This is a genomic window from Pseudomonas sp. NFX183 (assembly GCF_047943075.1).
In the GTDB taxonomy this organism is placed as follows: domain Bacteria; phylum Pseudomonadota; class Gammaproteobacteria; order Pseudomonadales; family Pseudomonadaceae; genus Aquipseudomonas.
This window is the reverse complement of the sequence record NZ_CP181333.1, coordinates 3,773,980-3,799,527: the sequence shown is the minus strand read 5'-3', so window position 1 is coordinate 3,799,527 and position 25,548 is coordinate 3,773,980. Positions and strand designations below refer to the sequence as shown.

General features: G+C 61.5%; 26 protein-coding genes. 6 read left to right on the top strand and 20 right to left on the bottom strand.

Annotation, left to right across the window (positions count from 1 at the left end; genetic code table 11):
* Nucleotides 1-19: 19 nt before the first annotated feature.
* The 7 genes from ACM530_RS17750 to ACM530_RS17720 form a co-directional block, all read right to left on the bottom strand.
* Nucleotides 20-514, bottom strand: a complete 495-nt coding sequence (locus ACM530_RS17750) for a translation initiation factor 2 (protein ID WP_416362783.1) — start codon at nt 512-514, stop codon at nt 20-22.
* 117 nt (nt 515-631) lie between these two features.
* The gene (locus tag ACM530_RS17745; protein ID WP_106576193.1) at nt 632-2,071 is read right to left on the bottom strand and encodes a PLP-dependent aminotransferase family protein; all 1,440 of its coding nucleotides are present in this window, start codon (nt 2,069-2,071) and stop codon (nt 632-634) included.
* Nucleotides 2,072-2,343: 272 nt separating this feature from the next.
* Complete coding sequence (locus tag ACM530_RS17740; protein ID WP_145159233.1) at nt 2,344-3,159, bottom strand: OmpA family protein; 816 nt, start codon at nt 3,157-3,159, stop codon at nt 2,344-2,346.
* Nucleotides 3,156-3,518, bottom strand: coding sequence for a DUF4398 domain-containing protein (locus ACM530_RS17735; protein WP_242196081.1), 363 nt, complete (start codon nt 3,516-3,518; stop codon nt 3,156-3,158). The genes ACM530_RS17740 and ACM530_RS17735 overlap by 4 nt, the downstream gene beginning before the upstream one ends.
* 9 nt (nt 3,519-3,527) lie before the next feature.
* Nucleotides 3,528-4,349, bottom strand: a complete 822-nt coding sequence (locus ACM530_RS17730; RefSeq protein ID WP_242196084.1) for a substrate-binding periplasmic protein — start codon at nt 4,347-4,349, stop codon at nt 3,528-3,530.
* An 81-nt stretch (nt 4,350-4,430) separates the two neighbouring features.
* Nucleotides 4,431-5,360 (bottom strand): electron transfer flavoprotein subunit alpha/FixB family protein, encoded by a 930-nt coding sequence (locus tag ACM530_RS17725; protein WP_053257535.1) that lies wholly within the window; start codon nt 5,358-5,360, stop codon nt 4,431-4,433.
* Nucleotides 5,361-5,362: 2 nt separating this feature from the next.
* A complete protein-coding gene (locus ACM530_RS17720) occupies nt 5,363-6,112 on the bottom strand; it encodes an electron transfer flavoprotein subunit beta/FixA family protein (protein ID WP_057009251.1) in 750 nt (249 codons plus the stop codon).
* Nucleotides 6,113-6,644: 532 nt separating this feature from the next.
* On the opposite strand from ACM530_RS17720, the gene ACM530_RS17715 reads away from it, so the two are divergent.
* Nucleotides 6,645-8,309 (top strand): electron transfer flavoprotein-ubiquinone oxidoreductase, encoded by a 1,665-nt coding sequence (locus ACM530_RS17715; protein WP_106576188.1) that lies wholly within the window; start codon nt 6,645-6,647, stop codon nt 8,307-8,309.
* 176 nt (nt 8,310-8,485) lie between these two features.
* Here ACM530_RS17715 and ACM530_RS17710 read toward each other — a convergent pair whose 3' ends face one another.
* Nucleotides 8,486-9,376: an AraC family transcriptional regulator gene (locus ACM530_RS17710; protein WP_242196086.1), complete on the bottom strand. Its 891-nt coding sequence runs from the start codon at nt 9,374-9,376 to the stop codon at nt 8,486-8,488.
* A 181-nt stretch (nt 9,377-9,557) separates the two neighbouring features.
* Here ACM530_RS17710 and ACM530_RS17705 point away from each other — a divergent pair, with 181 nt between their 5' ends.
* Nucleotides 9,558-10,610, top strand: coding sequence for an NAD(P)-dependent alcohol dehydrogenase (locus ACM530_RS17705; RefSeq protein ID WP_017138342.1), 1,053 nt, complete (start codon nt 9,558-9,560; stop codon nt 10,608-10,610).
* Here ACM530_RS17705 and ACM530_RS17700 read toward each other — a convergent pair whose 3' ends face one another.
* The 6 genes from ACM530_RS17700 to ACM530_RS17675 all read right to left on the bottom strand — a co-directional run bounded on the left by ACM530_RS17700 (nt 10,611) and on the right by ACM530_RS17675 (nt 17,297).
* A complete protein-coding gene (locus ACM530_RS17700) occupies nt 10,611-11,414 on the bottom strand; it encodes an IclR family transcriptional regulator (protein WP_416362782.1) in 804 nt (267 codons plus the stop codon).
* 186 nt (nt 11,415-11,600) lie between these two features.
* Nucleotides 11,601-12,566: an L-arabinose ABC transporter permease AraH gene (araH, locus tag ACM530_RS17695; protein ID WP_106576704.1), complete on the bottom strand. Its 966-nt coding sequence runs from the start codon at nt 12,564-12,566 to the stop codon at nt 11,601-11,603.
* Between the two features lie 17 nt (nt 12,567-12,583).
* Nucleotides 12,584-14,083, bottom strand: coding sequence for an L-arabinose ABC transporter ATP-binding protein AraG (araG, locus tag ACM530_RS17690; RefSeq protein ID WP_416362781.1), 1,500 nt, complete (start codon nt 14,081-14,083; stop codon nt 12,584-12,586).
* The gene (locus ACM530_RS17685; RefSeq protein WP_106576180.1) at nt 14,080-15,060 is read right to left on the bottom strand and encodes a substrate-binding domain-containing protein; all 981 of its coding nucleotides are present in this window, start codon (nt 15,058-15,060) and stop codon (nt 14,080-14,082) included. Before ACM530_RS17685 ends, araG begins: the two co-directional genes overlap by 4 nt.
* A gap of 29 nt (nt 15,061-15,089) precedes the next feature.
* The gene (locus ACM530_RS17680; RefSeq protein ID WP_416362780.1) at nt 15,090-15,911 is read right to left on the bottom strand and encodes an SDR family oxidoreductase; all 822 of its coding nucleotides are present in this window, start codon (nt 15,909-15,911) and stop codon (nt 15,090-15,092) included.
* Between the two features lie 906 nt (nt 15,912-16,817).
* Nucleotides 16,818-17,297: a GNAT family N-acetyltransferase gene (locus ACM530_RS17675; RefSeq protein ID WP_119742815.1), complete on the bottom strand. Its 480-nt coding sequence runs from the start codon at nt 17,295-17,297 to the stop codon at nt 16,818-16,820.
* 190 nt (nt 17,298-17,487) lie between these two features.
* Here ACM530_RS17675 and ACM530_RS17670 point away from each other — a divergent pair, with 190 nt between their 5' ends.
* The 4 genes from ACM530_RS17670 (at nt 17,488) to ACM530_RS17655 (ending at nt 19,880) form a co-directional block, all read left to right on the top strand.
* Nucleotides 17,488-18,693 carry an MFS transporter gene (locus tag ACM530_RS17670; protein WP_416362779.1) on the top strand — a complete coding sequence of 402 codons (1,206 nt, stop codon included), beginning with the start codon at nt 17,488-17,490 and terminating at the stop codon, nt 18,691-18,693.
* Between the two features lie 85 nt (nt 18,694-18,778).
* Entirely contained in the window at nt 18,779-19,132 is a 354-nt protein-coding gene (locus tag ACM530_RS17665) for a hypothetical protein (RefSeq protein ID WP_145159255.1), read from the top strand.
* A 50-nt stretch (nt 19,133-19,182) separates the two neighbouring features.
* Nucleotides 19,183-19,449 carry a hypothetical protein gene (locus tag ACM530_RS17660; RefSeq protein ID WP_106576174.1) on the top strand — a complete coding sequence of 89 codons (267 nt, stop codon included), beginning with the start codon at nt 19,183-19,185 and terminating at the stop codon, nt 19,447-19,449.
* 50 nt (nt 19,450-19,499) lie between these two features.
* Nucleotides 19,500-19,880, top strand: coding sequence for a termination factor Rho (locus ACM530_RS17655; RefSeq protein WP_416362778.1), 381 nt, complete (start codon nt 19,500-19,502; stop codon nt 19,878-19,880).
* Nucleotides 19,881-19,955: 75 nt separating this feature from the next.
* On the opposite strand, the gene ACM530_RS17650 is transcribed toward ACM530_RS17655, so the two are convergent.
* The 6 genes from ACM530_RS17650 to ACM530_RS17625 all read right to left on the bottom strand — a co-directional run bounded on the left by ACM530_RS17650 (nt 19,956) and on the right by ACM530_RS17625 (nt 25,530).
* The gene (locus ACM530_RS17650; protein ID WP_416362777.1) at nt 19,956-20,684 is read right to left on the bottom strand and encodes a class I SAM-dependent methyltransferase; all 729 of its coding nucleotides are present in this window, start codon (nt 20,682-20,684) and stop codon (nt 19,956-19,958) included.
* Between the two features lie 25 nt (nt 20,685-20,709).
* Nucleotides 20,710-21,627: a PfkB family carbohydrate kinase gene (locus tag ACM530_RS17645; RefSeq protein WP_242196099.1), complete on the bottom strand. Its 918-nt coding sequence runs from the start codon at nt 21,625-21,627 to the stop codon at nt 20,710-20,712.
* Nucleotides 21,620-23,086 carry a purine-cytosine permease family protein gene (locus ACM530_RS17640; protein WP_176997913.1) on the bottom strand — a complete coding sequence of 489 codons (1,467 nt, stop codon included), beginning with the start codon at nt 23,084-23,086 and terminating at the stop codon, nt 21,620-21,622. The genes ACM530_RS17645 and ACM530_RS17640 overlap by 8 nt, the downstream gene beginning before the upstream one ends.
* A 101-nt stretch (nt 23,087-23,187) precedes the next feature.
* The gene (locus tag ACM530_RS17635; protein ID WP_416362776.1) at nt 23,188-24,189 is read right to left on the bottom strand and encodes an ADP-ribosylglycohydrolase family protein; all 1,002 of its coding nucleotides are present in this window, start codon (nt 24,187-24,189) and stop codon (nt 23,188-23,190) included.
* Entirely contained in the window at nt 24,186-24,899 is a 714-nt protein-coding gene (locus ACM530_RS17630; protein WP_145159269.1) for a GntR family transcriptional regulator, read from the bottom strand. The genes ACM530_RS17635 and ACM530_RS17630 overlap by 4 nt, the downstream gene beginning before the upstream one ends.
* A gap of 70 nt (nt 24,900-24,969) precedes the next feature.
* The gene (locus tag ACM530_RS17625) at nt 24,970-25,530 is read right to left on the bottom strand and encodes a DUF1285 domain-containing protein (protein WP_262208516.1); all 561 of its coding nucleotides are present in this window, start codon (nt 25,528-25,530) and stop codon (nt 24,970-24,972) included.
* Nucleotides 25,531-25,548: the final 18 nt, after the last annotated feature.

Below are 25,548 nucleotides of genomic sequence, written 5' to 3'. Positions count from 1 at the left end.
CGTCACCTTTGCGCGAAATTTATTGCTTGAACTCGAAATCCAGCGCCGCGCCTTCGATATCGCGACGTTCATCGTTACGCAACTGCAGCTTCATCTCGTTGCTGAGCAAGCGGCCGTTGATCTGGAACGCGCTGTTGTCGGTAGGTTTCTCGCCAAACATCGGCGGCAGCAAGGGCACGCTCTTGGGCTTGGGCATGGTGCCAATGGGCTGCAAGTGCCTGACCATGTCCGTAGGCAGTGTCAGGTCCAACTGTGCCGGTGGCAGTTTGGTCTGCGCCACTTCATGGGCTGACTTGGATTTGCTCGCGACGGGAGCGCGCTTTTTCACCGTGGCGGCTTTCTTCTTGGCTGCCGGAGCCTTTTTGGCGGGCGCCGGTTTTTTCGCGGGGGTGGCCTGCTCGGTACTGGCGGCGGGCTTGCTTTCAGACACCACAGGCGTTGCCGCCAGCACGGTGCCGACGTTACACAGGATTAACAGGCCAACCACTACAGCAGCGCGAAAAATAGATGTCATATCGCCAACAGCATTAACGGCAGAGGGCCATATGCTCGCTTGTTGTGCGCGGCATGACAAGTCTGGTGATTAGCCAGCTATCGGTACTGTCCCCATTACACGCCTCAGCCACTGGCCTCAAAGCCCGGCTGCAGTTTCCTGGCACAGCTGGCTGGCGAGCATCCCCAAGGTCATCAGCGCCCGCTCTGCCTCGCGGTTCCACGGCGTGCCGCAGTTGAGGCGAATACAGTGGTTGAACTGTTCCGTATTACTGAAAATCACCCCCGGCGCAATGCTGATGCCCTGCTGCAGTGCGCGCACGTGCAGTTCCTGGGTATTGACCCGCCCCGGCAAACTGACCCACAAGATAAAGCCGCCGTTGGGACGCGTCATCTGAGTGCCTTCCGGGAAATACTGCTGCACCGCCAGCTGAAAAGCACTGAGGTTCTTGCGGTACTCCTGGCGGATATAACGCAGGTGGCGGTCATAACCGCCGTTTTCCAGGTAGGCCGCAACGCCCATCTGGGTCACGCTGCAGGCCGAGTGGGTGCTGAACATCTGCAGCCGCTGGATTTCCTGCTGGTATTTGCCGGCAATCATCCAGCCGATGCGCACGCCGGGAGACAAGGTCTTGGAAAAGCTCGAGCAGTAGATCACCCGGTCGAGGCGGTCATAGGCTTTCAGCGCCTTGGTGCGGCCCAGTTCGAACATCAGTTCGCCGTAGATATCGTCCTCGACGATCTGGATATCGAAATCCGAGGCCAGGCGCAGCAACTGTTTCTGGCGTTCTTCAGGCATGGTCGCGCCCAAGGGATTGCTCAGGCGCGTGGTCAGCACCAGGGCCTTGATCGACCATTGGTTGGCCGCCAGTTGCAAGGCCTCAAGGCTCATGCCGGTGGACGGATCGCTGGGGATCTCGATGACTTTGAGGCCCAGCAGGTCGGCCAATTGCAGCAAACCGTAATAGGTGGGCGATTCGGCGGCGATCAGGTCGCCCGGGCGGGTCAGCACGCGCAACGACATCTGCAACGCATCGACACAACCGTGAGTGATCACCACTTCGGAGGGGTCCACCACTACGCCGGCGTCGCGCATGCGAATCGCCACCTGGCGGCGCAACGGCTCAAAGCCCGGGCTGAACATGTAACTGAATGCGCGCGGGCTCTGGAAGCGGGTGACTTTGGCCAATTGCTGGTGCAGCGCCCGCACAGGCAGGTAATCCACACTCGGCACGGCGGCGCCCAACGGGAACACACCTTCGCGGCGCGACTCGACCAAGACTTGCTGGATGATGCTGCTGCGGGTGACCAAGCCCGGGCGCTCGACCCGCGCGATGTCCGGCGTGGGCGCCGTCAACGCAGGCGTCTGGTGCACGTAATAGCCCGACTGCGGCCGCGCCCGGATCAGCCCCTGGTCTTCCAGGTTGGCATAGGCCTGTAACACCGTGGCGTGGCTGACGTTGAGCTGGGAGCTCATTTTGCGCACCGAGGGCACACGCTCACCGGGTTGATAGACACCACGGCGGATGTCCTCAGCCAGTTGCTGGGCGATACGTTGGTAGAGCAACAGATTGGTCATGACGCAGCACTCGATTTCACGGGTATTTTATTTTTGTGTGAAACATACCGGCACAGTTTAGAAGTGTACGGGGACAGTTGCGAGAATAGTCGAGCTCGGGCGGCAGTGATAGAAAAAACTGTGCGGGTGTTGAACATGAAAAACCCGATCAGCGATCGGGTTTGCTTGGGTGGGAGCTGGCTTGCCTGCGATGGCATCACCTCGGTTAGCCAGATCCACCGAGGTGCCCGCATCGCAGGCAAGCCAGCTCCCACAGAGGACCGCGCAGGGCGTTAGCGGGCTGCGCCCAGTTGGCCCTTTTCATCGGAGAACACAATTTCCACCCGACGGTTCTGCGCGCGACCGCGCTCGGAGGCGTTGGCTTCGACCGGGTACTGGTCGCCATAGCCTTCGACCTGGATACGTTTTTCATCGATCCCCAGGTCCATCAGCACGTCGGCCACCGATTGCGCACGGTCGCGCGACAGCTTCAGGTTTTCCTGCTCGCCCCCGGTGTTGTCGGTGTAACCCTCGATGCGCACCACGCGCTTGGGGTTCAGTTGCAGGAACTGCACGATCTTCAGCACCGTCCGATTGGCCGAGTTTTCCAGCTGCGCATCACCGGTGTCGAACAGCACATCGCCGAGGGTCATCACCAGGCCGCGATCGGTCTGGGTGGTGGTCAGGCTGGCGATTTGCTCTTCGAGCCACTTGCCCTGTTGCTGCACGCTGGCGAGTTTGTTTTCGCGCAGGGCCAGTTGCAGGCGTTGGCGTTCCAACTCGAGCTTGGTGCCGCGCTCGGCGTTAAGGCCCTGTTCGGTGTGTTCGCGGGCGATCGCACTGTACCGCTGGCTCAGGTAAGCGTAATGCACCACGTCGGCACCGCTGCCCCAGTAGCTGGACAAACGATCGGCGCGCGCCAGGGATTCACCGGCGCGAATGACGTCCTTGGGCGCAAAGCGCAGCACATTGGCGTCCTCTTTGACCTTCTGGAAATCAGTGCCGGCCTGTTGCAAGGCCTGCTCGCTGCTCGGTTGGCTGGCGCAACCGCCCAAGGCGGCGCTGCCCAGCAGCACGACACAGCTCAACCCACGGATCATCGGGCTCATTGGGCTTCTCCCAACTGCAATTGCTTGCGCAGGCGGGTGATGCGGGTGTTGAGCACGCTCAGTTGCTCCTGGCTCTTTTGGGTCAGAACCTTGGCTTCTGCAAGGCGCGCGTCCAACTCGGCCTGTTCGGCCCGCATGCGCGCATGCTTGTAGGACTCATCGGCCATGTCGGCCTTGGCCCTGGCGAACTTGTCTTCGGCCAGCTTCAGCTCAGGCGAATCGTCGACGCTGGCCCCCACGGCGCTGGCTTGTTCCAGGGCTTGCTGGGTGAGGCGTATTTGCTCATTCGGCGCAGGATCGGCTGCACATCCCGCCAAAGCGACAACGGCGAGGGCCGCGAAAAGAGGTCGAATAGTCACTGTAAATCCTTACTTTGCTGGGGTGCCGACGGGTTGCTGCAATTGCGCTTTCCAGCGCTCGAGGTTGCGCTGCATTGCTGTTTGCACGACACCGGACGCGGGCAATTCTGTCATCTTTTTGGCCAGCTGTCCGCGCAGCCACGGATCATTGCAGGCCGAGTTGTGGGAAATCGCCAGGTACAAGCCGGGTTGATCGACAGGCACTTCCCGCGCGATCAAGTCGTTGCTCATGCCCAGCGTCTGGGCCATGGCCATGCCCGAATAACGCCCGGCAAGCACGTAGTCCACTTCCCCCAGCAGCAGTTTCTGAAAGGCCGGCGTCAAGGTGGGAAAGCGTTGCAGGTTGAGCTGTTGGCTGGCGAAGGTGTCGAAATCGGCACTCAAGCGTGCGCGTTCCGAGACTGCGCCCTTTTGGCCGTGCAGGTCGGCCGCCGTGGCGTAGACCAGTGCCGAATCCTTGCGGGTCCAGACCAGGTAGTCGATCTGCATCAAGGCCGGGTGGATGTAGTCGAGGGTTTCCAGCTCGCCCAGGTTCAGCGGCGCATCGGCGAGGATGTCCATGCGCCCGCTGCGCACTTCATCCAGGGCCAGGGCGCGTTTGCCGCCATAGAGCAGGTCGATTTTAAGCCCCAGCTCCTTGGCCACTTGTTGCAGCACATCGGCGGTGGCGCCGATCAGGTGCGTCGGGTCTTGTGGGTCACGCCATAACAAGGGCGGCGCGTCCGGGCTGCCGGTGATCACCAGGCGCTCACATTTGCCAGCGGCCAGCGCCAGGCTCGGCAGTAGCGCCAATCCAAGTGTCAGTGCCAGCACTACGGGACGCAGATCCATGGCGGTTCTCCAGATTAAAAGGGGGCGCGCAAAAAAAAGCCCGGTCCAAAGACCGGGCTCTTTATAAGTGAAGCGGCTGGATTAGACCAGCTTCTCCAGCTCAGGTACGGCTTCGAACAAGTCCGCCACCAGGCCGTAATCAGCCACCTGGAAGATCGGCGCTTCTTCGTCCTTGTTGATCGCAACGATCACTTTGGAGTCTTTCATACCGGCCAAGTGCTGGATCGCGCCGGAGATACCGACGGCAATGTACAGCTGTGGCGCAACGATTTTGCCGGTCTGGCCGACCTGCATGTCGTTGGGTACGAAACCTGCGTCGACGGCCGCGCGGGACGCGCCGACCGCAGCGCCCAGCTTGTCGGCCAGGGCGTACAGGTGCTTGAAGTTGTCACCGTTCTGCATGCCACGCCCGCCGGAAACGACGATCTTGGCAGCGGTCAGCTCAGGACGATCCGACTTGGCCAGCTCTTCGCCAACAAAGCTGGACGTACCCGCGTCGTGGGCGGCGGAGACGGCTTCAACGGCCGCCGAACCACCTTCAGCAGCCACCGGGTCGAAACCGGTGGCACGCACGGTGATCACTTTTACCGACGCGTTGGACTGCACGGTAGCAATGGCGTTACCGGCGTAGATCGGGCGCTTGAAGGTATCAGCGCTTTCAACCGAGATGATCTCGGAGATCTGGTCAACGTCCAGCTGCGCGGCAACGCGTGGCAGGATGTTTTTGCCGTTGGAAGTAGCGGCAGCCAGGATGTGGCTGTAGCCAGCGCCCAGCTCTGCAACCAGAGGAGCAACGTTTTCCGGCAGTTGGTGAGCGTAGGCGGCGTTGTCGGCCAGCAGTACTTTGCTCACGCCAGCGATTTTCGCCGCGGCTTCAGCCACGGCGCCAGCGCCCTGACCTGCTACCAGCACGTGAATGTCGCCACCGATTTTCGCAGCGGCAGCCACGGTGTTCAGGGTGGCCGGGGCCAGCACCTTGTTGTCGTGTTCTGCGATTACCAAGATAGTCATGATTAGATTACCTTCGCTTCGTTTTTCAGTTTCTCGACCAGTTCAGCCACCGACTTGACCTTGATGCCCGCGCTGCGTGCAGCCGGCGCTTCAACCTTGACGGTCTTGTTGGTGGAGGCGGTGGAAACGCCCAAAGCTTCTGGAGTCAGCGACTCAAGCGGCTTCTTCTTGGCTTTCATGATGTTTGGCAGGGACGCATAGCGCGGCTCGTTCAAACGCAGGTCGGTGGTGACGATGGCCGGCAGTTTCAGCGAAACAGTCTGCGCGCCGCCGTCGATTTCACGGGTAACCGCTACGCTGTCGCCGCTCACTTCGACTTTGGAGGCGAAGGTGCCCTGGCCGTAACCGGTCAGTGCAGCCAGCATCTGGCCAGTCTGGTTGTTGTCGCTGTCGATGGCCTGTTTGCCGAGGATCACCAGCTGAGGCTGTTCCTTGTCGACAACGGCTTTGAGCAACTTGGCAACGGCCAGGGAGGTCAGCTCTTCAGCCGATTCAACCAGGATGGCGCGGTCGGCGCCCAGTGCCAGGGCGGTACGCAGCTGCTCTTGGGCAGTGGTAGGACCGATGGAAACCACGACGATTTCAGTCGCCACGCCTTTCTCTTTCAGGCGTACGGCTTCTTCCACAGCGATTTCGCAGAAAGGGTTCATCGACATCTTGACGTTAGCGAGGTCGACGCCGGAATTGTCCGCCTTGACGCGAACTTTCACGTTGTAATCGACAACGCGTTTGACAGCTACAAGAACCTTCATGGATTCCTCGTTACTCTCCGGTGAAAAGAAAGTCGCCTAGGCGAACCTGGCGGTTGATGCTCATCGGCACACAAGGGCACCTCCAAAAACGTCGGCGGATGACCTTACTCACGGGAAATGATGACCGTTCGTCAGTGGTGACTGAGAGGTCATTCTTTATCGCGGCGTGTAAACTGCGCGCCATCAATGAAACGCGCGTCACCTGTTTTGCCTTGGCCCTGCTTTTGGACGTGCTCTTGAAACCTGCGGTATGCCTACGGTATGCGCAAAACCGACCGTATATTGACCGGAACGCCTATTCTGGTCAATACGCCAAAATAGCCAGTCATAAGCCGCGTTGCTTTGATTTACCTAGCTTCCAAGCAATTCAAACAAACGTTTGTATTGGACGCTGCCAGTGGTGTAGATATAATGCGCCACCTAGAGAGAAAGGTGGGTCATCCCGTGCTCCGAATGCACTGATGACGGATGCGACACCGAACCTCCACCCATTAAAAAAAAAGCCTGTTGAGCCTTGAGTAGGAGATAGCCTGTGGAACGCGAATACATGGAATTCGACGTGGTCATCGTCGGCGCTGGCCCGGCAGGCCTGTCTGCCGCCTGCCGACTGAAGCAGAAGGCCGCCGAAGCCGGTAAAGAAATCAGCGTCTGCGTGGTCGAGAAAGGCTCCGAAGTCGGCGCGCATATCCTTTCCGGTGCGGTGTTTGAACCCCGCGCCCTGAACGAACTGTTCCCGGACTGGAAAGCACTTGGCGCCCCGCTCAACACTCCCGTGGTGCGCGATGACATCTATGTACTGCGCAGCCCGGAAGCCGCCACCAAGGTTCCCGACTTCTTTGTGCCCAAGACCATGCACAACGAAGGCAACTACATCATCTCCCTGGGCAACCTGTGCCGCTGGCTGGCCCAGCAGGCTGAGAATCTGGGTGTTGAAGTCTACCCAGGCTTCGCTGCCCAAGAAGCTCTTTTCGACGAAAACGGCGTGGTCCGCGGGATCATCACCGGCGACCTCGGCGTCGACCGCGAAGGCCATCCAAAGGAAGGCGTCTATACCCCAGGCATGGAGCTGCGTGGCAAGTACACGCTGTTCGCCGAGGGCTGCCGTGGCCACATCGGCAAGCAACTGATCCAGCGCTTCAACCTGGACAGCGACGCCGACGCCCAGCACTACGGCATCGGCCTCAAAGAAATCTGGGAAATCGACCCCGCCAAGCACCAACCTGGCCTGGTGGTACACACCGCCGGTTGGCCGCTGGACATCATGAGCAACGAGAACACGGGCGGTTCTTTCCTCTATCACCTGGAAAACAACCAGGTGGTCGTGGGTCTGATCGTCGACCTGTCCTACAGCAACACCTTCCTGTCGCCGTTCGATGAGTTCCAGCGCCTCAAGCATCACCCGGTGCTGGCCCAGTACCTGGAAGGCGGCAAGCGCGTCAGCTACGGCGCGCGTGCCTTGGCCAAAGGCGGCATCAACTCGTTGCCGAAGATGGTCTTCAAAGGCGGCGCCCTGATCGGCTGCGACCTGGGCACCATGAACGTGGCCAAGATCAAAGGCAGCCACACCGCGATGAAGTCCGGCATGCTCGCCGCCGACGCGGTGGCCGAACGCCTGTTCGCCGAGTCTGAAGGCGGCGACGAACTGACCAACTACGTCGACAGCTTCAAAGCCAGCTGGCTGTACGAAGAGCTGTTCGCCAGCCGCAACTTCGGCCCGGCGATGCACAAGTTCGGCCCGATCCTCGGCGCCGGCTTCAACTGGTTCGACCAGAACATCCTCGGCGGCAAAATGCCGTTCACCCTGCACGACACCAAGCCGGACTACGCCTGCCTGAAGCTCGCCAAGGACAGCAAGAAGATCGATTACCCAAAACCCGACGGCAAGCTGAGCTTCGACAAGCTGAGCTCGGTGTTCATCTCCGGTACCAACCACGAAGAAGAACAGCCGTGCCACTTGAAGCTCAAGGACCCGAGCATCCCGATCGGCACCAACCTGCCGCTCTACGATGAACCGGCGCAGCGCTACTGCCCGGCCGGCGTGTATGAAGTGATCACCAAGGAAGACGGCGAGAAGCGCTTCCAGATCAACGCCCAGAACTGCGTGCACTGCAAGACCTGTGACATCAAAGACCCTTCGCAGAACATTACGTGGGTGACGCCGGAAGGTGCGGGCGGGCCGACTTACCCGAATATGTAAGTCATTGGCTTGAACAAAAAGGCTCCCAATCGGGAGCCTTTTTTATGCCCGGCCCAGATCAAATGTGGGAGCTGGCTTGCCTGCGATGGCGCAGTATCAGTCAACCAGTCTTTAGCGGGCCCACCGCTATCGCAGGCAAGCCAGCTCCCACATTGACCGCGTTGAATCAACAGAATCTAGGCAGCCCGCTCTTCACCGGGGTTACGCAGGAAATAGCGCTTATATTCGCGACTGAACTGCGACGTACTCTGATACCCCACACTGTGCGCCGCCTGCGCCACGCTCAGGCCGTCCACCAGCAGCAACTGCTGCGCCTTGAGCAAGCGCAGCCGCTTCAAATACTGCACCGGCGACAACAACGTACAGCGCTTGAAATGCTCGTGAAACGTCGACGCGCTCATGTGCGCATAACCGGCCAGCGTCTCGATATTCAGCGGCTCGGCGTAATGGGCATGCAGGTGATTCAACGACGTGGCGATGCGCGAAAACTGCCCTTGCTGCTCCACCAATGCCCGCAACACATCGGCCTGCGGCCCGCGCAACGCGGTGAACAACAATTCGCGCACCCGCGCCGGGCCCATGATCCGGCTTTCCAGCGGATCGTGCAGGCACTGCAACAGCCGCTCGACGCACCCACGCATCGCATCATCGAGCACCACCGAACTCATCGACTCCAGCGTCTGCGCTGCCGGCGGCGGCCCGGCCTGAATGCCCATGGCCATGACCAACTCGCCCAGCACCACCCGATCAATACCCACCGTCACGCCATACAACGGCGCGTTCGGCAGGGCAAAGGTCTCGCATTCAAACGGCACCGGCATCGCCTGGATCAAATAATGCCCGGCGCCATACTCCAGCGTACGCGGGCCCAGGTAGGCGACTTTGCTGCCCTGGGCCACGATCATCAGGCTCGGCTCGTAGATCTGCGGGCCGCGCGCCACGTCGCAGCTGGCGCGCAGGACCTGCACGCCGGGAAGGTTCGTCGGCGAAAATCCGTCGCAGGGCGTAAGCCCTTTTATCAAGGCCACCAACGTGGCGTTGGCGTCGAGATGGCGGGTCAACAACATGGCAAAAAACTTCGCGAAAAAGGGATGAGAGCATCATCGCAGGTCTGAGGGCACATAAATCCAAACAAGGGGCACTCCCGGACGAATAGGCATGAGACTCGGAGCAATCGCCATGGCCGCATCGGGGCGCGGCGCGGAGAATGCGCCGCCTCCCTAGTTATTCCTGTTGCGAGGTTTCCTCATGTATACCGCCATCGGTTATGCCGCCCAGTCGGCGACCACTCCCCTCGCCCCCATGTCCTTCGAACGCCGCAGCCCGCGCGCCGATGACGTGGCCATCGAGATTCTTTACTGCGGCGTGTGCCACTCCGACATCCACCAGGCGCGCAACGAGTGGGGCATTGCCGTTTACCCGCTGATGCCGGGCCACGAGATCGTCGGCAAAGTCACCGCCGTCGGCGCCAGCGTCACCGCGCACAAAGTCGGCGATCTGGTCGGCGTGGGTTGCATGGTTGATTCGTGCCGCCACTGCGACGCCTGCCACGCGGACCTGGAGCAATACTGCCTCGAAGGCCCGACCATGACTTACGCCACCCCGGATCGGGTCGATGGCAGCAACACCATGGGCGGCTACTCCGACAGCATCGTGGTCAGCGAGCACTTTGTGGTGAAAATCCCGGCCAAGCTCGACCTGGCCAGCGCCGCACCGATCCTGTGTGCCGGCATCACCACCTACTCGCCACTCAAGCACTACGGCGTGAAAGCGGGCGACAAAGTCGGCGTGCTGGGCATGGGTGGCCTGGGCCACATGGGCATCAAGTTCGCCAAGGCGATGGGCGCAGAAGTCACGCTGTTCACCCGCTCCGCGAGCAAGGCTGAAGAAGGCCGTCGCCAAGGCGCCGACCACGTGATCGTGTCCACCGACGCCGAGCAAATGAAAGCCGCCGCCGGCAGCTTCGACTTCCTGCTCGACACCATTCCGGTGCAGCACGACCTGAACCCCTACCTCGACGTGCTGCGCTTTGACGGTGTGCACATTCTGGTCGGCCTGATCGAACCGGTCGATCCACCGGTCAACGCCGCCAAGCTGGTGTTGGGCCGTAAGGTGCTGGCCGGTTCGTTGATCGGCGGTATTGCCGAAACCCAGGAAGTCCTGGACTTCTGCGCCGAGCACAACATCACCTGCGACATCGAAATGCTCGACATCCGCCAGATCAATGAGGCTTACACCCGCATGATCGCCGGTGATGTGAAGTACCGCTTTGTCATCGACATGGCGACCTTGAAGGCCTGATCAGGCCTTCGCGCCCAACTCCGCTGACAGCCGCGCTGCGACCTGTTTGATCACAGGGATCAGCTCGGCCATTTTTTCCAGCGGCATGTAGGGCACGGTACTGGCGATGCTGATGCCTGCGACGATTCGCCGGCTGGCATCGCGCACCGGTGCCGCCACACAACGGATCGACGGTTCGTTGTCTTCCAGATCGAACGCATACCCCCCCGCCACGTATTCGCGCATGCGCTGCTCGAACTGCGCCCAGGATTGCTCCGGGTGCTGCGGCCACTGCTGGCTCTTGCCACCGGCCGGAAGGCTGGCTTCATACAGGCGCTGCCACTCGTGCACCGAGTCGTCCAGCAACATCGCCTTGCCCACACCCGTGCGCGCCAGTGGCATGCGATGGCCCACCCGCGAGCGCATTTCCGGACCGTTACGGCCGGGATTCTTGTGCAGGTAAAGCACGTCGTCGTATTCGCGGATCGCCAGGTGGATGGTGTCGCCGGTCAGCACCGACAACTCATCCAGATACGGCACCGCGAGGCTCACCAACGGCAACTCTTCACGGGCCTGGAAGCCCAACTCGATCAGCTTGGGCCCCAACAGGTAACCGACTTGCGGCACCACGCGCAGGTAACGCTCCTCCACCAGGCAACTGGCCAGGCGGTGGGTGGTGCTGCGGGTGGTGCCGATGCGCCGGGCGATCTCTTTCAGATCCCGCGCACCGGCCGCCACTGCCTGCACCACGCCCAGGCCACGCAACAGAGTCTGGGTGCCGGTGGGCGCGGCGTCTTTGACGGGGATGTGGGCGTTTTCCTGCATATCGGGCCTATTGGGAAGTACGAAAACGGCGCCATTATGGCAAAAGCAGCCCTCCTGAACAGAGGAGATCCACTGTAGGAGCTGGCTTGCCTGCGATGAGGCGTGTCAGGCAGTCAATGTGCAGGCTGACACACCGCTATCGCAGGCAAGCCAGCTCCCACATTTGGATCTCCACAGGGCAAGGCTTCAGCGTTGTTTCATGCGGTCGATAATCACCGCCAGCAACAGGATCGAACCGCGAATCACGTACTGGTAAAAGGTGTCGATGTTCTTCAGGTTCATCGCATTCTCGATGATCGCCAGAATCAGCACCCCGGCAATCACATGCCGGATCATGCCGATGCCGCCGCTCAGCGAGACGCCGCCCAGCACACAGGCGGAAATCACCGTCAGCTCAAAGCCCTGCCCGATCATCGGCTGGCCGGAGGTCATGCGCGAGGCCAGAATCACCCCCGCCAACGCGCCGATCAAACCATGCACGGCAAAGATGATGATCTTGGTGCGATCGACATTCACCCCGGCCAGCAACGCCGCTTCCTGGTTACCGCCGATGGCCATGGTGTTGCGCCCGTAGGTGGTGTAGTTGAGCAGCCAGCCGAAGAACACAAAGCACAGCACGGTGATGATGATCGGCACCGGCACGCCCATCAATTGGCCGTTGCCGAACACGAAAAAGCGTTCGTCCATCACGCCGACGGCCTTGCCGTTGGAGAAGATATAGGCCAGGCCGCGCACGATCTGCATGGTCGCCAAGGTGGCGATCAACGCATTGATGCGCAGCTTGGCGATGACAATGCCGTTGATCAGCCCCACCACCAGGCCCATGGCCAACGCCGCCGACACGCCGAGCACCACGCTGTCGGTGTCACGAATCACAATCCCCGCCACGACGCCGGCGCAGGCAATCACCGAACCCACCGACAAGTCGAAGTGCCCCGACGCCAGGCAGAACAACATGGTGCACGCGGCGATGCCCACCGTGGAAATCGCCAGGCCCAGCCCGCGCATGTTCAGCGGCGAGAGGAAGTTGTCGATAAACAACGCGCTGAGCACAAAAATGCTCAACGCAGCGAGCAGCATCACCCAATCATCAAGAAACTTGCGCTGGTTAAAACCCGGCCAGAAGCTCTTTGCAGTTTTTATTTGCGACATCATTCACCTCGAATTCTTCAAGCCCGCGTACGCGGAAGTGCCAATTGCAATAGCTGTGCTTCGTCCGCCTGATCGCGGTTCAACTCGCCGGTCAGTACGCCTTCGCTCATCACCAGGATGCGGTCGGAGATGCCCATGACTTCCATCAAGTCGCTGGACACCACGATCACCGCGATGCCACTGGCAGCCAGGTTGTGGATGATCTGGTAGATCTCCGACTTGGCGCCGATGTCGATGCCGCGCGTCGGCTCATCGAGCAGCAGCACCTTCATCGGCATCGACAGCCAACGGCCGAGAATGGCCTTCTGCTGGTTACCGCCGGACAGGTACATGATTTTCTGTTCGGCGTTCGGCGTTTTGACTTTCATCGCCTGGATTTGATGGTCGGCGTTGCCCTTCTCCCAGCCCTCACGCAAGAGCCAGCCAAACGTGGAATGGGCACCGCGTGCGCTGATGTTGATGTTCTCGGCGACGCTGGACAGCGGGATGATGCCTTCCTTTTTACGGTCTTCCGGGCACAGCAGCACGCCGGCATCGATGGCATCACGCGGCGAGCGCAGGTGCAGGTTTTCACCAAAGAGCTGCAGCTGCCCGGCGGTGGACCGCGTCAATCCGCTCAGCAGCCGAAACAACTCGGTACGCCCCGCGCCAACCAACCCGAACAGGCCGAGAATCTCGCCTTTGTGCACCTCAAGGCTGACCGCTTCGCGCAAGCCCGGGCCCAGCAAGCCCTCGACCTTGAGCGCCACCTCGCCGCGCTCACGCGGGCGGTAGTCGTAGATGTCCTGAATATCCCGGCCGACCATGCACGTCACCAATTGGTCGTGGGTCAGCGTGGCCATGTCGTCAAAGGTGCGCACGAAACGGCCGTCCTTGAACACCGTCACCGCATCGCAGATACGAAACACCTCTTCCATACGGTGCGACACGTAGAGCACCACTTTGCCCTCGTCGCGCAGGCGCGTGATGATCGCCATCAAACGGTCGATCTCCCGCGCAGAGAGGCTGCTGGTGGGTTCGTCGAAGGCAATTACATGGGCGCCACGCGACAACGCCTTGGCGATTTCCACCAGCTGACGCTGGCCCAGCGACAACCGCCCAAGTTTTTCCTGCGGGTCGATCTCATCGGCCAGGCCTTTGAGACACGCCAGCGCCTGCTTGCGCAGCAACCCGCCATTGACCACGCCGAAACGCGACGGCAAATGCCCGAGGAACAGGTTCTCGGCCACGGTCATTTCCGGCACCAGGTGCAGCTCCTGGTGGATCACCGCGACGCCGCTGGCGATGCTGTCGGCGGCAGACTTGAAGTCCATGGTCTGCTCGCCGATCTGCACCGTGCCGCTGCTCGGAATGTAGGCGCCGCCGAGGATTTTCAACAGGGTCGATTTGCCCGCGCCGTTCTCGCCCATCAGCGCGTGCACCGAGTGCGGTCGCGCTTCAAAGCTGATCTGCGCCAAGGCTTTGACCCCGGGAAAATCCTTGCCGATGCCGTTGAAGCGCAAGGCCGCGCCGGTCATTTCCACAGACCGATTTTGCTCAACTCTTCCTTGAAGTTGGCGCGGGTGATCAGGGTCACGTTGTCCAGGGCGGTGAACTTGGCCGGCTCAGTGCCTTTGGTCACCCACTCGAACATCGCCGTGGCGGTTTTGTAGCCGGAAGCGTCCGGGCTCAGCAGCATCGAGCCGTAGAAACCGGTGTCTGATTTCTTGAGCTCTTCGATGGCATCGGTGCCATTGATGCCCACGCCAATCACATTGGCCGCCTTGAACCCGGCGCTTTCGGTGGCGCGCACACCGCCCAGCACGGTGCTGTCGTTCATGCCGCCGATGATCAGGTTTTTCGCGGTGCCCGGCAGTTTCACCAGTGCCGAGTTGGTCGAATCCATACTGCCCGGTACGTCGAGGGTTTTCTGTGCGCTGAACAGGATGTGGTCGGCGGGCAAACCGGCGGCCTTGAGGCCTTCTACCGAACCGTCGGTGCGCTTCTTGCCGGTTTCCAGCTCGTCAAAGGTGTTGATGACGGCGTAGGTTTCCTTCCAGTCCCAGTTGCGGTGCTTGGCTTCGGTGGCCATGGCTTCACCTTGTTTCTGGCCGATCTTGTAGGCGTCCAGGCCGACGTAAGGGACGTCTTCCATGGGCTTGCCTTTGGCGTCGACGAAACGGTCATCCACCGCCAGCACTTTCAAACCGTTGAGCTTGGCCTTGGCCATGATCGCCGGGCCCAGTGACACGTCCGGCGGGCAGATCACAAAGCCTTTGGCACCGTTGGCGGCGAGGGTGTCGATGGCCGACAGGGTTTTCTCGCCATCGGGCACGGCGATCTTGATCACGGTGAAGCCCTGGTCCTTGCCGGCCTTTTCGGCGAAGGCCCATTCGGTCTGGAACCAGGGCTCTTCTGCCTGCTTGACCAAAAAGCCGATCTTTACCTCTTCGGCAGACACGAAGCCGCTGAAGGCTGCGGCGAGCGCCAGGGCACCGAGTGTTTTCTTGAACATGAACCACCTCTTCTTGTTATCGAAAAATTTTAGTCGTGGTACATCACAGAACGCCCGCCATCGATCATCAGGCAGGTTGCGTTGATAAAGGGCGCCTCGTCAGTCGCCAGGAACAGCGCCGTCATCGCCACCTCGACCGGCTGGCCGATGCGCTTGGGGGGGTGCAAATCGAAGGCACGCTGGCGCTCGGCATGCGGGTCGGGAAAACCGTTCCAGTAATCGACGTTGAGCTGGGTTTCGATATAGCCCGGCGCGATGGCATTCACACGGATGCCCTTGGGCGCGTATTCGATGCCAAGCGCGCGCGTCAGGCCGAGCAGGCCGTGCTTGGCGACCGGGTAGGGAAAGCAGCCGGGGATGATGTGGCTGGAATGGGTGGAGGCGATGTTGATGATGTTGCCGATGCCCTGCTCGATCATGTGCGGCAGCACCGTACGGCAGCCGTACCAGGCGCCGTCGAGGTCGATGGCGAAGCAGCGGCGCCAGTCTTCGTCGGTCATTTCCAGTGGGTCGCGGAACACGTTGACGCCGGCGCAGTTGACCAACACATCCACACGGCCAAAGCGCTCGATGGTGAGGTTAACCAGCGACTGCCATTGCTCTTTGCACGTGATGTCGACGGCCTGCGCGACAATGTCGGCACCGCGTTCGCGCCAGTGGGCGGCGACGCTCTGGACTTTTTCAGCCTGGATATCCGCGATCACCAGACGGGCCTGCTGGGCCTGGAAGCAGGCGACAATCGCCTCGCCAATGCCTTGAGCGGCGCCGGTGATGATCACCACTTTGTTTTTCAGCCGCTCGCCGTAGGTGGGTTCCGGCACGGCGGGTAATGACAACGGTTGGGGCTGCATCGCTTCACCTGTTTTATTTTTGGTAGTGAGTGCTGATGCAGGCGACTATAAACCCATCTTTTGAAATATCTCAATATATAAATTTGCATCCCATATAGTGAAACAAAAGCTGAGAAGTGCGGGTGTGGGGTTGCTTGGGAATGCGGTGGGTCAGAGGTGAAGGGTTGGCCGGACGAGCGCCATCGCGGGCAAGCCCGGCTCCCACAATTGGGCTGAGGTGGATGCGGAATTTTGCTCTGTCGCTCATTAGTGTGGGAGCTGGCTTGCCTGCGATAGCGATGGGTCAGGCGGCTTGGTTGGTACAGATACACCGCCTTCGCGGGCAAGCCCGCTCCCACATTTGGATTGCAGTGGGTGCGGAGATTTTGGTCTGTCACCAATAAAGGTGGGAACTGGCTTGCCTGCGATGGCGGTGGGTCGGGCGGCTTGGTTGTTACAGATACACCGCCTTCGCGGGCAAGCCCGGCTCCCACATTTGGATTGCGGGGGTGCGGAGATTTTGGTCTGTCGCCAATAAAGGTGGGAGCTGGCTTGCCTGCGATAGCGGTGGGTCAGGCGGCTTGGTTGATACAGATACACCGCCTTCGCGGGCAAGCCCGCTCCCACATTTGGGCTGCGGCGGGTGCTAGATTTCGGTCTGTCGCAGAGTAAGTGTGGGAGCTGGCTTGCCTGCGATGGCGGTGGGTCAGGCGGCTTGGTTGGTACAGATACACCGCCTTCGCGGGCAAGCCCGCTCCCACATTTGGGCTGCGGCGGGTGCGAGATTTCGGTCTGTCGCAGAGTAAGTGTGGGAGCTGGCTTGCCTGCGATGGCGGTGGGTCAGGCGGCTTGGTTGTTACTGATACACCGCCATCGCAGGCAAGCCCGCTCCCACATTTGATCTTTTGGGGTTACAGCGCGTTGGCTTCAGCCCTGGGCGAAATCGCGCAGTGCGTCGCCTTCCATGCGGTAACGCACCCATTCTTCCTGCGGTTGTGCGCCGATGGACTTGTAGAAGGCGATCGCCGGCTCGTTCCAGTCCAGCACGCTCCATTCGAAACGTCCGCAGCCGTTGTCGCAGGCGATCTTCGCCAGGTGGCGCAGCAATTTCTTGCCCGCCCCGCCGCCGCGCTGTTCGGGGTTGATGTAGAGGTCTTCGAGGTACAGGCAATTGCTGCCCAACCATGTGGAATAGCTGAAAAAGAACACCGCAAAGCCAATCGGCAGGCCGTCCCGCGAGCAGATCAGGCCATGGGCGGTGGCGCCCTCGCTGAACAGGCTGCGCTCGATATCCGCCACACTGGCGATCACTTCATGCCGGGCCTTTTCGTATTCGGCAAGCTCGGTGATGAAGGTCAGGATCTGCGCAGCATCGCTGGGCACGGCAGGGCGAATCTCGATGGTCATGGGCGGGCCTTGGGCAATTTGAAAGCCCACATACTAAGGCGCTTTCATGACTGATTGCAGCGCATTTTCGTGCAGTCAGGGCGCCTTACTCCAGCGGATGCTAAAGCAAGCACCACCAAGCACAGAACAATCGGTCGCAGCGTGCGTGGTAAAAGTTGGCCACAACTCCAACTATTCCAAGGCTTACCCCATGCACGCCACTGCACCCGAAAAAAAGCAAGGCGCGACGCTCTTCGCCCTGTTCTGCCTGGCCAGCTTCCTGTTGTCGCTGTCGTACGGCTCGACGTTTCTGCTGTCACTGCTGATCCATTCACGCGGTGGCAACGAGCATGATGCGGGCAGTGTGATCTCCACGGCGATGCTCAGTACCTTTGTGGCCGTGGTGTTTTCCGGGCACCTGGCCGATGCGGTCGGGGCCGCGCGGGCTATTGCGGGAATGGGCGTATTGCTGGTGGTGGCCTGCCTGGGTTTCGCCCTGACGCCGGGGTTCGGCCAAGGCTTGATGGTGTTCGGGCTGGCCCTTGGTTTGGGCTGGGGCGTGTTCTACACCTTGGGCCCGATCATCGTGAGCCTGCTGGTGGAGCCCCAGCAGCGAGCCAAATACTTTGCCCTGCTGTCGGGCAGCATGTTGAGCGGGATCGGCTCCGGCCCGTTGCTCGGCCGAGCCGCCAGTGCGCTGGACCTGCCGCTGACAACGGCCTTCTATATTGCCGGGCTGGCCAGCTTTGCCGGGGTGCTGATGTTCTGGCGCATGGGCGCCCGCCTCAAACAACACGCGAATGTGCCGGCCTCGAGGATTTCCTGGGCCGCCAGCCGTCGCGTGCTGTCATCCAAGGCCGGGTTCGCAATCCTCATGGTCGGCCTGGGAGGATGTGTGTTTGGCGGGCTTTCGTCATTTCAAACCAGCTATGCGGCCGCGCATGGCCTGGACTACTCGCTGTTCTTCGCCGGGTTCCTGAGCGCTGCGATCACCAGCCGTCTGTTGATCGCAGGCCACGTGGTCAAACGTGATGCCTACCGGGCGGCGTGTGTGTTGTCGGGGATCATGCTCGGGTCGATCGTGCTGTTTGCGGTGGGCGTGAGCGGCAATTTCAGCTACTTGCTGGCCGCCGCCACGCTGGGAGTGGGTTACGGCCTGACGTATTCGGTGATCAACGGGCTGGTGGCCAACGAAGCACCGCCCGGCACCACGTCCCAGGCATTGCTGCTGTTCAGCCTGGCGTACTTTGTCGGCGTGTTCGGGTTTCCCTGGCTGGCGGGCAGGATCATCGTCGATTACGGCCTGCCGACATTGATGGCAATTGTCGTGGGCGTGGCGTCGTTGAATTGGCTGATCACGGTGGCGCGGCTGGTGTGGCGCAAAGCCTCTGCACACAAAATCTTACAGGTGAGCTAAGACCGTTCGTCGCCATCAAGGCACGAACCGCCAACGGGGGCTGACCAATAAAGGGTAAGGACATTAATCATATGGAGACACCCCCATGAAGAATTCCAAGTTTGCCGCCCTCGCCCTCACCGGCCTGCTGTCTGCCGCGTCGCTGAACGCCTTTGCCGCCACTTCCTCGACCGGCAAGACCGACCCGGTCGGCAGCCCGCCAAGCCCCGCCACCCAGGAATCCCAGGATTCGATGGGCACCGGCCTGGACACCAATGGCGGCGCGATCATCGACAACGGCGCTGGCGCTGACCCTCGTACCAAGGGTAACGACACCCAACGCCAGGCACCGGCTGCAGTCGGCAACGGCAAAATGGGCCCCGGCATCAGCAATGAGCCGAAGGTCAATAAAGGCGACGACTCGAACATCCCTGGCGCCCCAAAACAACCTGCGCCTTGAAGCATCCATAACGACACCGACACCCGATCATTCCCAGTGAAGAGGTACGCATGAACGTCGATAGAAACCTTGAAAAAGAAGTCCTCACCCGCCTGCTGCACGCCCACCCGAACGGTCTGGGCAAGGAGGTGCTGGATAACTACCGCGGCGGGAAGGAGGTTGCCAGTGTCTTGGCGTTCCTGCAGGACCGTGGATTTATCAAGGATGGGCATGTGACCACCGACGACGCCGGTGAATACTCGTTGAACCTGCCGATCAAGCTGACCGCGTCAGGCGTTGACGAGGCGCGCAAGCTGGAAGGCGAAAGCACCCAGTAATCCATTTTGTCTGGTCTGGCCCTGACAACAGGGCCAGTTGGAGTATCGCAATGCCTCTTGGAAGCAAAGCTAAATACACCGCCGCACAGAAGCGCAAAGCCGCCCGTATCGAACACAGTTACGAGCACACAGGCGTGCCCAAGGAAGAAGCCGAAGCCCGCGCGTGGGCCACCGTCAACAAGCAGTCCGGCGGCGGCGACAAAGCCGGCGGTTCGGGCCAGCGCAAATCGCCGCAGAAAAAAGCCGAGGCACGCAGTGATTCGGCCAAGCGAGCTGCCGCCAGCCGCGAGGGTCACCCTCGCACCGGCCGCACTTCGCTGGCGACGCAGACCAAGGAAAGCTTGCTGAAAGAAGCTCGGGTCAAGGATATTCCGGGCAGGTCGAGCATGCGCAAGGATGAGCTGATCGAAGCGCTGCGCAAGGCTGGCTGACGCCGGCCTTGCCGACACAACAAACACAATGTGGGAGCCAGCTCCCACATTGTGTTTTGCGTTGCACATCCAGAGTCAGCGGTGAGCCGACACCAGCAGCATCATGGGGCGCTCTTGTTCTTCGGCCAATGCTGGCCGAGCAATGAGGTCCGCTTCGCTTGGCCCCCACTCCTGCACGTGACTGAGCGTGAACCCCGCCTGAATCATCAGAGTGAGCAACGTGCCCAGCGTACGGTGCTGCTTGATCACGCCTTCGGCCAACCAATGGGTCACCCGCGGCCCTTCCAATTGATAGCCATCCACCGGCCAGCTTTTGCGGCCTTGATCATCGACCAGCCAGCCCGGATTGCGCGGTGCCATGAAGATCGGGTGCTCGATGGAAAACACCAGTCGGCCACCGGGCACCAGGGCGTGGTGAATACGCTCGAACAGCCCCTTCAGATCGACGATGTAATGAAAAACCAGCGAGCTGTAGGCCAGATCGAACGAGGCAGCAGGCAGGTCGAGCTGTTCCAGGTCGGCGATGGCATAGGTGATGGTCGCCGCAGAGGTCATCTGTTTGGCCCGCGCCAGCATCTTCTGCGACACGTCCAAGCCCAGCACATGAGCCGCGCCCTGCTCCTGCGCCCAGCGGCTGAACCAGCCATAGCCACAGCCCAGGTCCACCACTTTCAAGCCAGCCATCGGCGGCAACATTGCCTGTAAGGCAGGCCACTCCGGCGCGCCGGCCAAGCCTTCGACCGAGCGGCCCATTTTGCTGTAGCCCTCGAAGAAAGCTGGCGTGTCGTAGATATTCTGGGTCATGGCGTCGCTCCGTGCTGAGTGGCGCCTATTCTGCCAACAACGCATCCACTTCGGCAGCCCCAGGTGAGGTTGCCGGCCCCCAGCGCGTGACCGCCAGCGCTGCGGCCGCATTGGCACGGCGTGCCGCATCAGCCGGTTTCAAGCCCTTGGCCAACCCCGCAAGAAACACACCGGCATGCGCATCGCCGGCGCCGTTACTGTCCACGGCGGTCACCTTGAAGCCGGGCACATGCCTGGCCTCGCCTTGAAGGCTGACCCAGCACCCGTTCGGCCCATCGCGCACCACCAGCAACGCATCGGCAGGCAAGTGCCGTTCGAGTTCGAGCAGTGCCTCGGCCAGGGTACCGGCGCCGGTAAACGCCAGGGCTTCCGGGCCGTTGCTGGTCCAGATGTCGATGCGCGGCAGCAAGGCCACCATCAGCGCCGAGTCCGGCGCCTTGACCAGCGGCCCCGGGTCGAACACCACCGTGATGTCACGCGCCAGCGCCAGCAGCCAATCAAGCAATGCCTGGGCCTTGCCCTCGAGCAACAGGCTGTAGCCGCTGACGTACACGTAATCGTCCGCGCGCGGCACGACGTTCGCCAGGTCCTCGGCGCTCAAATCCCCTTCAGCGCCGATATGCGAAATGAAGGTACGTTCGGTGGTGGCTTCGGTCAGCGACACGCATAAGCCGGTGTCCTTGCCGTCGCTGGTCGCCTGGGCCATCTCTACGCCCTCGGCTTGCATGGCCGCGCGCGCCAGGTCGCCGAAACGGCCGTTGCCATGGCGGCCGAGGTAAACCACCGGCAGACCATTGCGTCGGGCGGCGGCCATCACGTTGAAACCGCCGCCGGCTTCAAAGCTGGCAGACCGCGCCAGCACATCGCCGCCGGTTGCAGGCAAGGTGTCGAGGGCCATGACCAGGTCGACGATGACCTGGCCGGTGTGCAGCAATCTAGACATTGGGGCTCTCTACTAAAGCCGGACGACGGTCAGCTGCGCCGCCCAGTACTGCGTAAATTCCGCCGGCCACCAGGAAGGTGACGATCCAGCCCAGCCCGTTGTGACCCAGCCATGAGTCGGACAGCGGCCCGGCGAACCAGATGTTTTCGGCCGTGGTGCCGATGGTGGTGAAGCTGAAGCCCAGCACGATGGCCACGGCCCAGGCGCCGAACGCACGCCATTCCACGCCGCCGCGATACCAATAGGCACTGCTTGGGCTCACGTCCAGCAAGTCTTTGGGGCTGTAGTAGTGGCGATGAATCAAGTCGACCACGAAGATCCCGACCCACGCCGTAATCGGCACCGCCAGCAGCGAGATGAACGTGATGAACGGGCCGTAGAAACTGTCGGCAATCAGCATGAAGTAGATCGAACCGGCGAAGATCGCGACGATGTCGACGATCACCGCGTGCACGCGCTTGACCTTCAAGCCAAGGGTCAAGGTGGTCAGGCCCGCCGAGTACACCGACAGGTTATTGGACAGCAGCAGGCCGCCAAACGCGGTGATCAGGTACGGCACGGCCATCCAGGTGGGCAGCATGTCGCGGATCGCGATGATCGGGTCAGTGGCCGAGGCCAAGTCGTTGTTGCCCACCGACAGCAAGCCGCCGAGGGTGATCAGCAACACCAGCGGAATCCCCGCACCAAACGCGGCGGAGGCCACCAGGCGCACGGCCTTGACGCTGCGGTGCTGGTAGCGCGACATGTCGGCACCGGCGTTGGCCCAGCCGATACCGGTGCCGGCCGCCATGGTGCCGACGCCGATGATCATCGCGCTCAGCGGCGCCGGCGTAGCGTTGAACACCGCGCTCCAGTCGATGGTGGCGCAGAGGAAGCCGCCCACCAGGATGTTCAAGGCGCCAAATACGTAGGTCGCCCACTTCTGGATCACCAGCAAGGTCGCGTGGCCCAGACCGGAGACGGACAGGGTCAGCAGCACGAAGATGGCGATGAAGATCAGTGTCAGCACGGGCGCGCTTTTGGCTTCGACCGGCGAGTGGAACAGGATCGAACACAACGACAGCAACACGAATGCTGCCGTGGTGGTGTTGACGGTTTCCCAGCCCAGTCGCGACATCAGCGACACAAGGGTCGGGCCGATATTGCCGCGCACGCCGAAGATCGCGCGGGACAGCGTCAGGCTCGGTGCACGCCCGCGGCGGCCGGCAATCGAGATGATGCCCACCACGGCGAACGAGCCGGCGGCGCCGAGGATTGCGACGATGATCGCCTGCCAGATCGCCAGGCCACGGAACGCCACGAGGGTTGCGCCCAGCGGCAAACCGAGAATGCTGATGTTGGCCGCGAACCACACCCAGAACAGTTGCAGCGGATGACCGTTGCACTCGCCTTCAGGGACCGGTTCGATACCGCGTGTTTCCAATTGCCCGGCACTTTGGCCGGAAGAAGTGCTGCTCATGAGGGGTGCTCCTGGTGCCTGTATTGTTGTGGTTGTGGCAGATACTCAAGGTGAATCGACTCTCGGTCTTCCTGACTCTGCGAGTTCAATGCCTGCGGCGCTTAGCGAATTTGCAGCAGCCCCTGCACCAGCGGCTGCAAGTCCAGGCCATTGACCCGCTTGACCTGTTCAATCATCGCTGGCGGCCAGCACTGCATGCCCAGGCACGCGCCCAACATCGCGCCGAGCATCGCGGCGATGGTGTCGGTGTCGCCGCCAAGGCTGGCAGCCAGGCACACGGCTTCAAAAGCATTCATCGCGCCCACCGCCACTTGCTGCGCCAGGGCAAACGACACCACCACCGATTCCTGGGAGGCGACAGAGGTGCCAATCAGTTCGTAAAGCAGGTCGGCAAACAGGGCCTTGTCGCCGCTGCCGACGCTCAAGGTGCGCGCCCAGCTGATGCGCGTGGAAATACGCCCACCGGCAATCCAGTGACCATGGTTTTCCGCCTGCTGGGCGATCTGCGTGCCGATGTTGAGCGCTTCGCCCAGGTCCACGCCGTTGATACCGGCTGAGACCACCGCCGCAACAGCGGCCGCGCTGGAGATGCCCAACGTGGTGTTGTGGGTGACCTGGCAGGCCTGGATCACCGCCTGGATGAACCGTGCCGGGTCGCTGACATCGGCGGCGATTCCCACCGGCGTGATCCGCATGGCGGCGCCGTTGGTGGTGCCATAGCGCCCGGACTCTTCCGGGGTGTGGCCGGCGAGGATCATGTCGATGGCGCGCTTGGTCGATGGCCCGAGCAAATCCTGGGAGCCCTTGGCGCGCATCGCCGCTTCCCAGTCGATCAAGCGCTGGGCGAGCACGGTCGGTTCGATCTTGCCGTGGCCCTCAACCAGCAACTCGCCGACCAGGATCGCCTGCTCAGTGTCATCGGTGATCGAACCGGCCGGCATGTTTGGCGCAATGGGTTGGTCGGCGTCGGCGTCTTCCAAACCCGTGATGGCACCGAAGCGCTGTTGCACCTGCTCGCGGCTCAAGGACTGGGTGGGCATGCCCAATGCGTCGCCCAACGCCAGGCCGTAGAAGGCGCCGAGGGCGCGGTTTTGCGGGGTCATTTTGATGCTCCAAACTGCAGGTGCAGGCGAAAGTGCAGAGGGTCGAGCAAACTTTCGACGTACTCCATGAAGCGCTCGCGGCGGTCGTAGGTGGTGCGCGAAGCCTTGAGAAACACCGTACCCGCAGGGCGGCCAAGCAGCTCGGCGTCTTCGTCGCTGAGGGGCTCGGCGCCGATCCATTGGTCACCTTCGGCGCCGACGTAGCCGTAGGCAGCCAGGGTGATGGTCAGGGAATTGTCGATCAGGCCGACGCGGGGCAGGCCTTCCAGGCCACCGGAGGCGGGCATCAGCGAGCGCTCCAGCGACACCGCCGTGCCATCGGTGGTACGCCGGCGACGGTCGAGGGCGATGAATTGGTCGCTGCCGAAACGGCTGAGCAGGTCGGGCCGGGTCACGGCTTCCAGGCGCAGCACATCGGTGGTGACCAGCGCCCCCGTATCCGCCAGGGCCTGGGCCCAGCCGCTGTGTTGGTCGAGCACCATGCCGTCGAACGTGACGATGGAGCCGACGCCGCTCTGGGTCGCAATGTAGTTGCGGCGTTTGAGCTCGGCCAGGGCTTCGCGCAACGTGCCACGGCTGACCGCAAACTCTTCGGCCAACTGGTGCTCGCCTGGCAGCAGGAAACCGTCGGCCATCACCCCCGCCTCGATACGGCGGATAAGCTCGTCGACGACGCGTTTTTTCTTATCAAATCGGACATGTCTAATCATGTACAAATTGATAACCGATAGCGCCCGATGACAGCAAGCGAATTATTTCAGGAAGGTGAAAAAGCCGGCTTCAGGGCTCCAGGCCAATGCGGAAAAACTCCCCTGCGCTCCATACGCCAAGCCAGTTCTGACCGTTGATCGGACGGCTGACCGCCAACTCGACCAGTTGGTAGAAAACATTGCGATGCACGAGGGCTTCGAGGTTGGTGCGCACACGCAAATAGGGCGCGGGCTCCTGGGTGATGGGGTCGATTTCGACGCGCAGCGGGTGTTCGAGGCTGGCCTCGACGTGCTCGTCGACGTTGGTGGTGAAGTGCAGCACCTGGCTTTCGCCCTGCCCTTGCACCTCAAGGGTTATCGCCACGAACGGTGCGTCATCGACAGTGATGCCGACCTTCTCTACCGGCGTCACCAGAAAATAATCATCACCGTCGCGGCGAATGATGTTGGAGAACAACTTGACCATCGGCTTGCGCCCGATCGGCGTGCCCTGGTAGAACCAGGTGCCATCGCGGGCGATGCGCATGTCGATGTTGCCGCAGAAATCCGGATTCCACAGGTGCACCGGTGCCGGCCCCTTGCCCTTGGGCAATTGAGCCAACAGGTCATTGGCCTTGGCGGAATCGGACATGCAGTTCTCCTTGAGTTT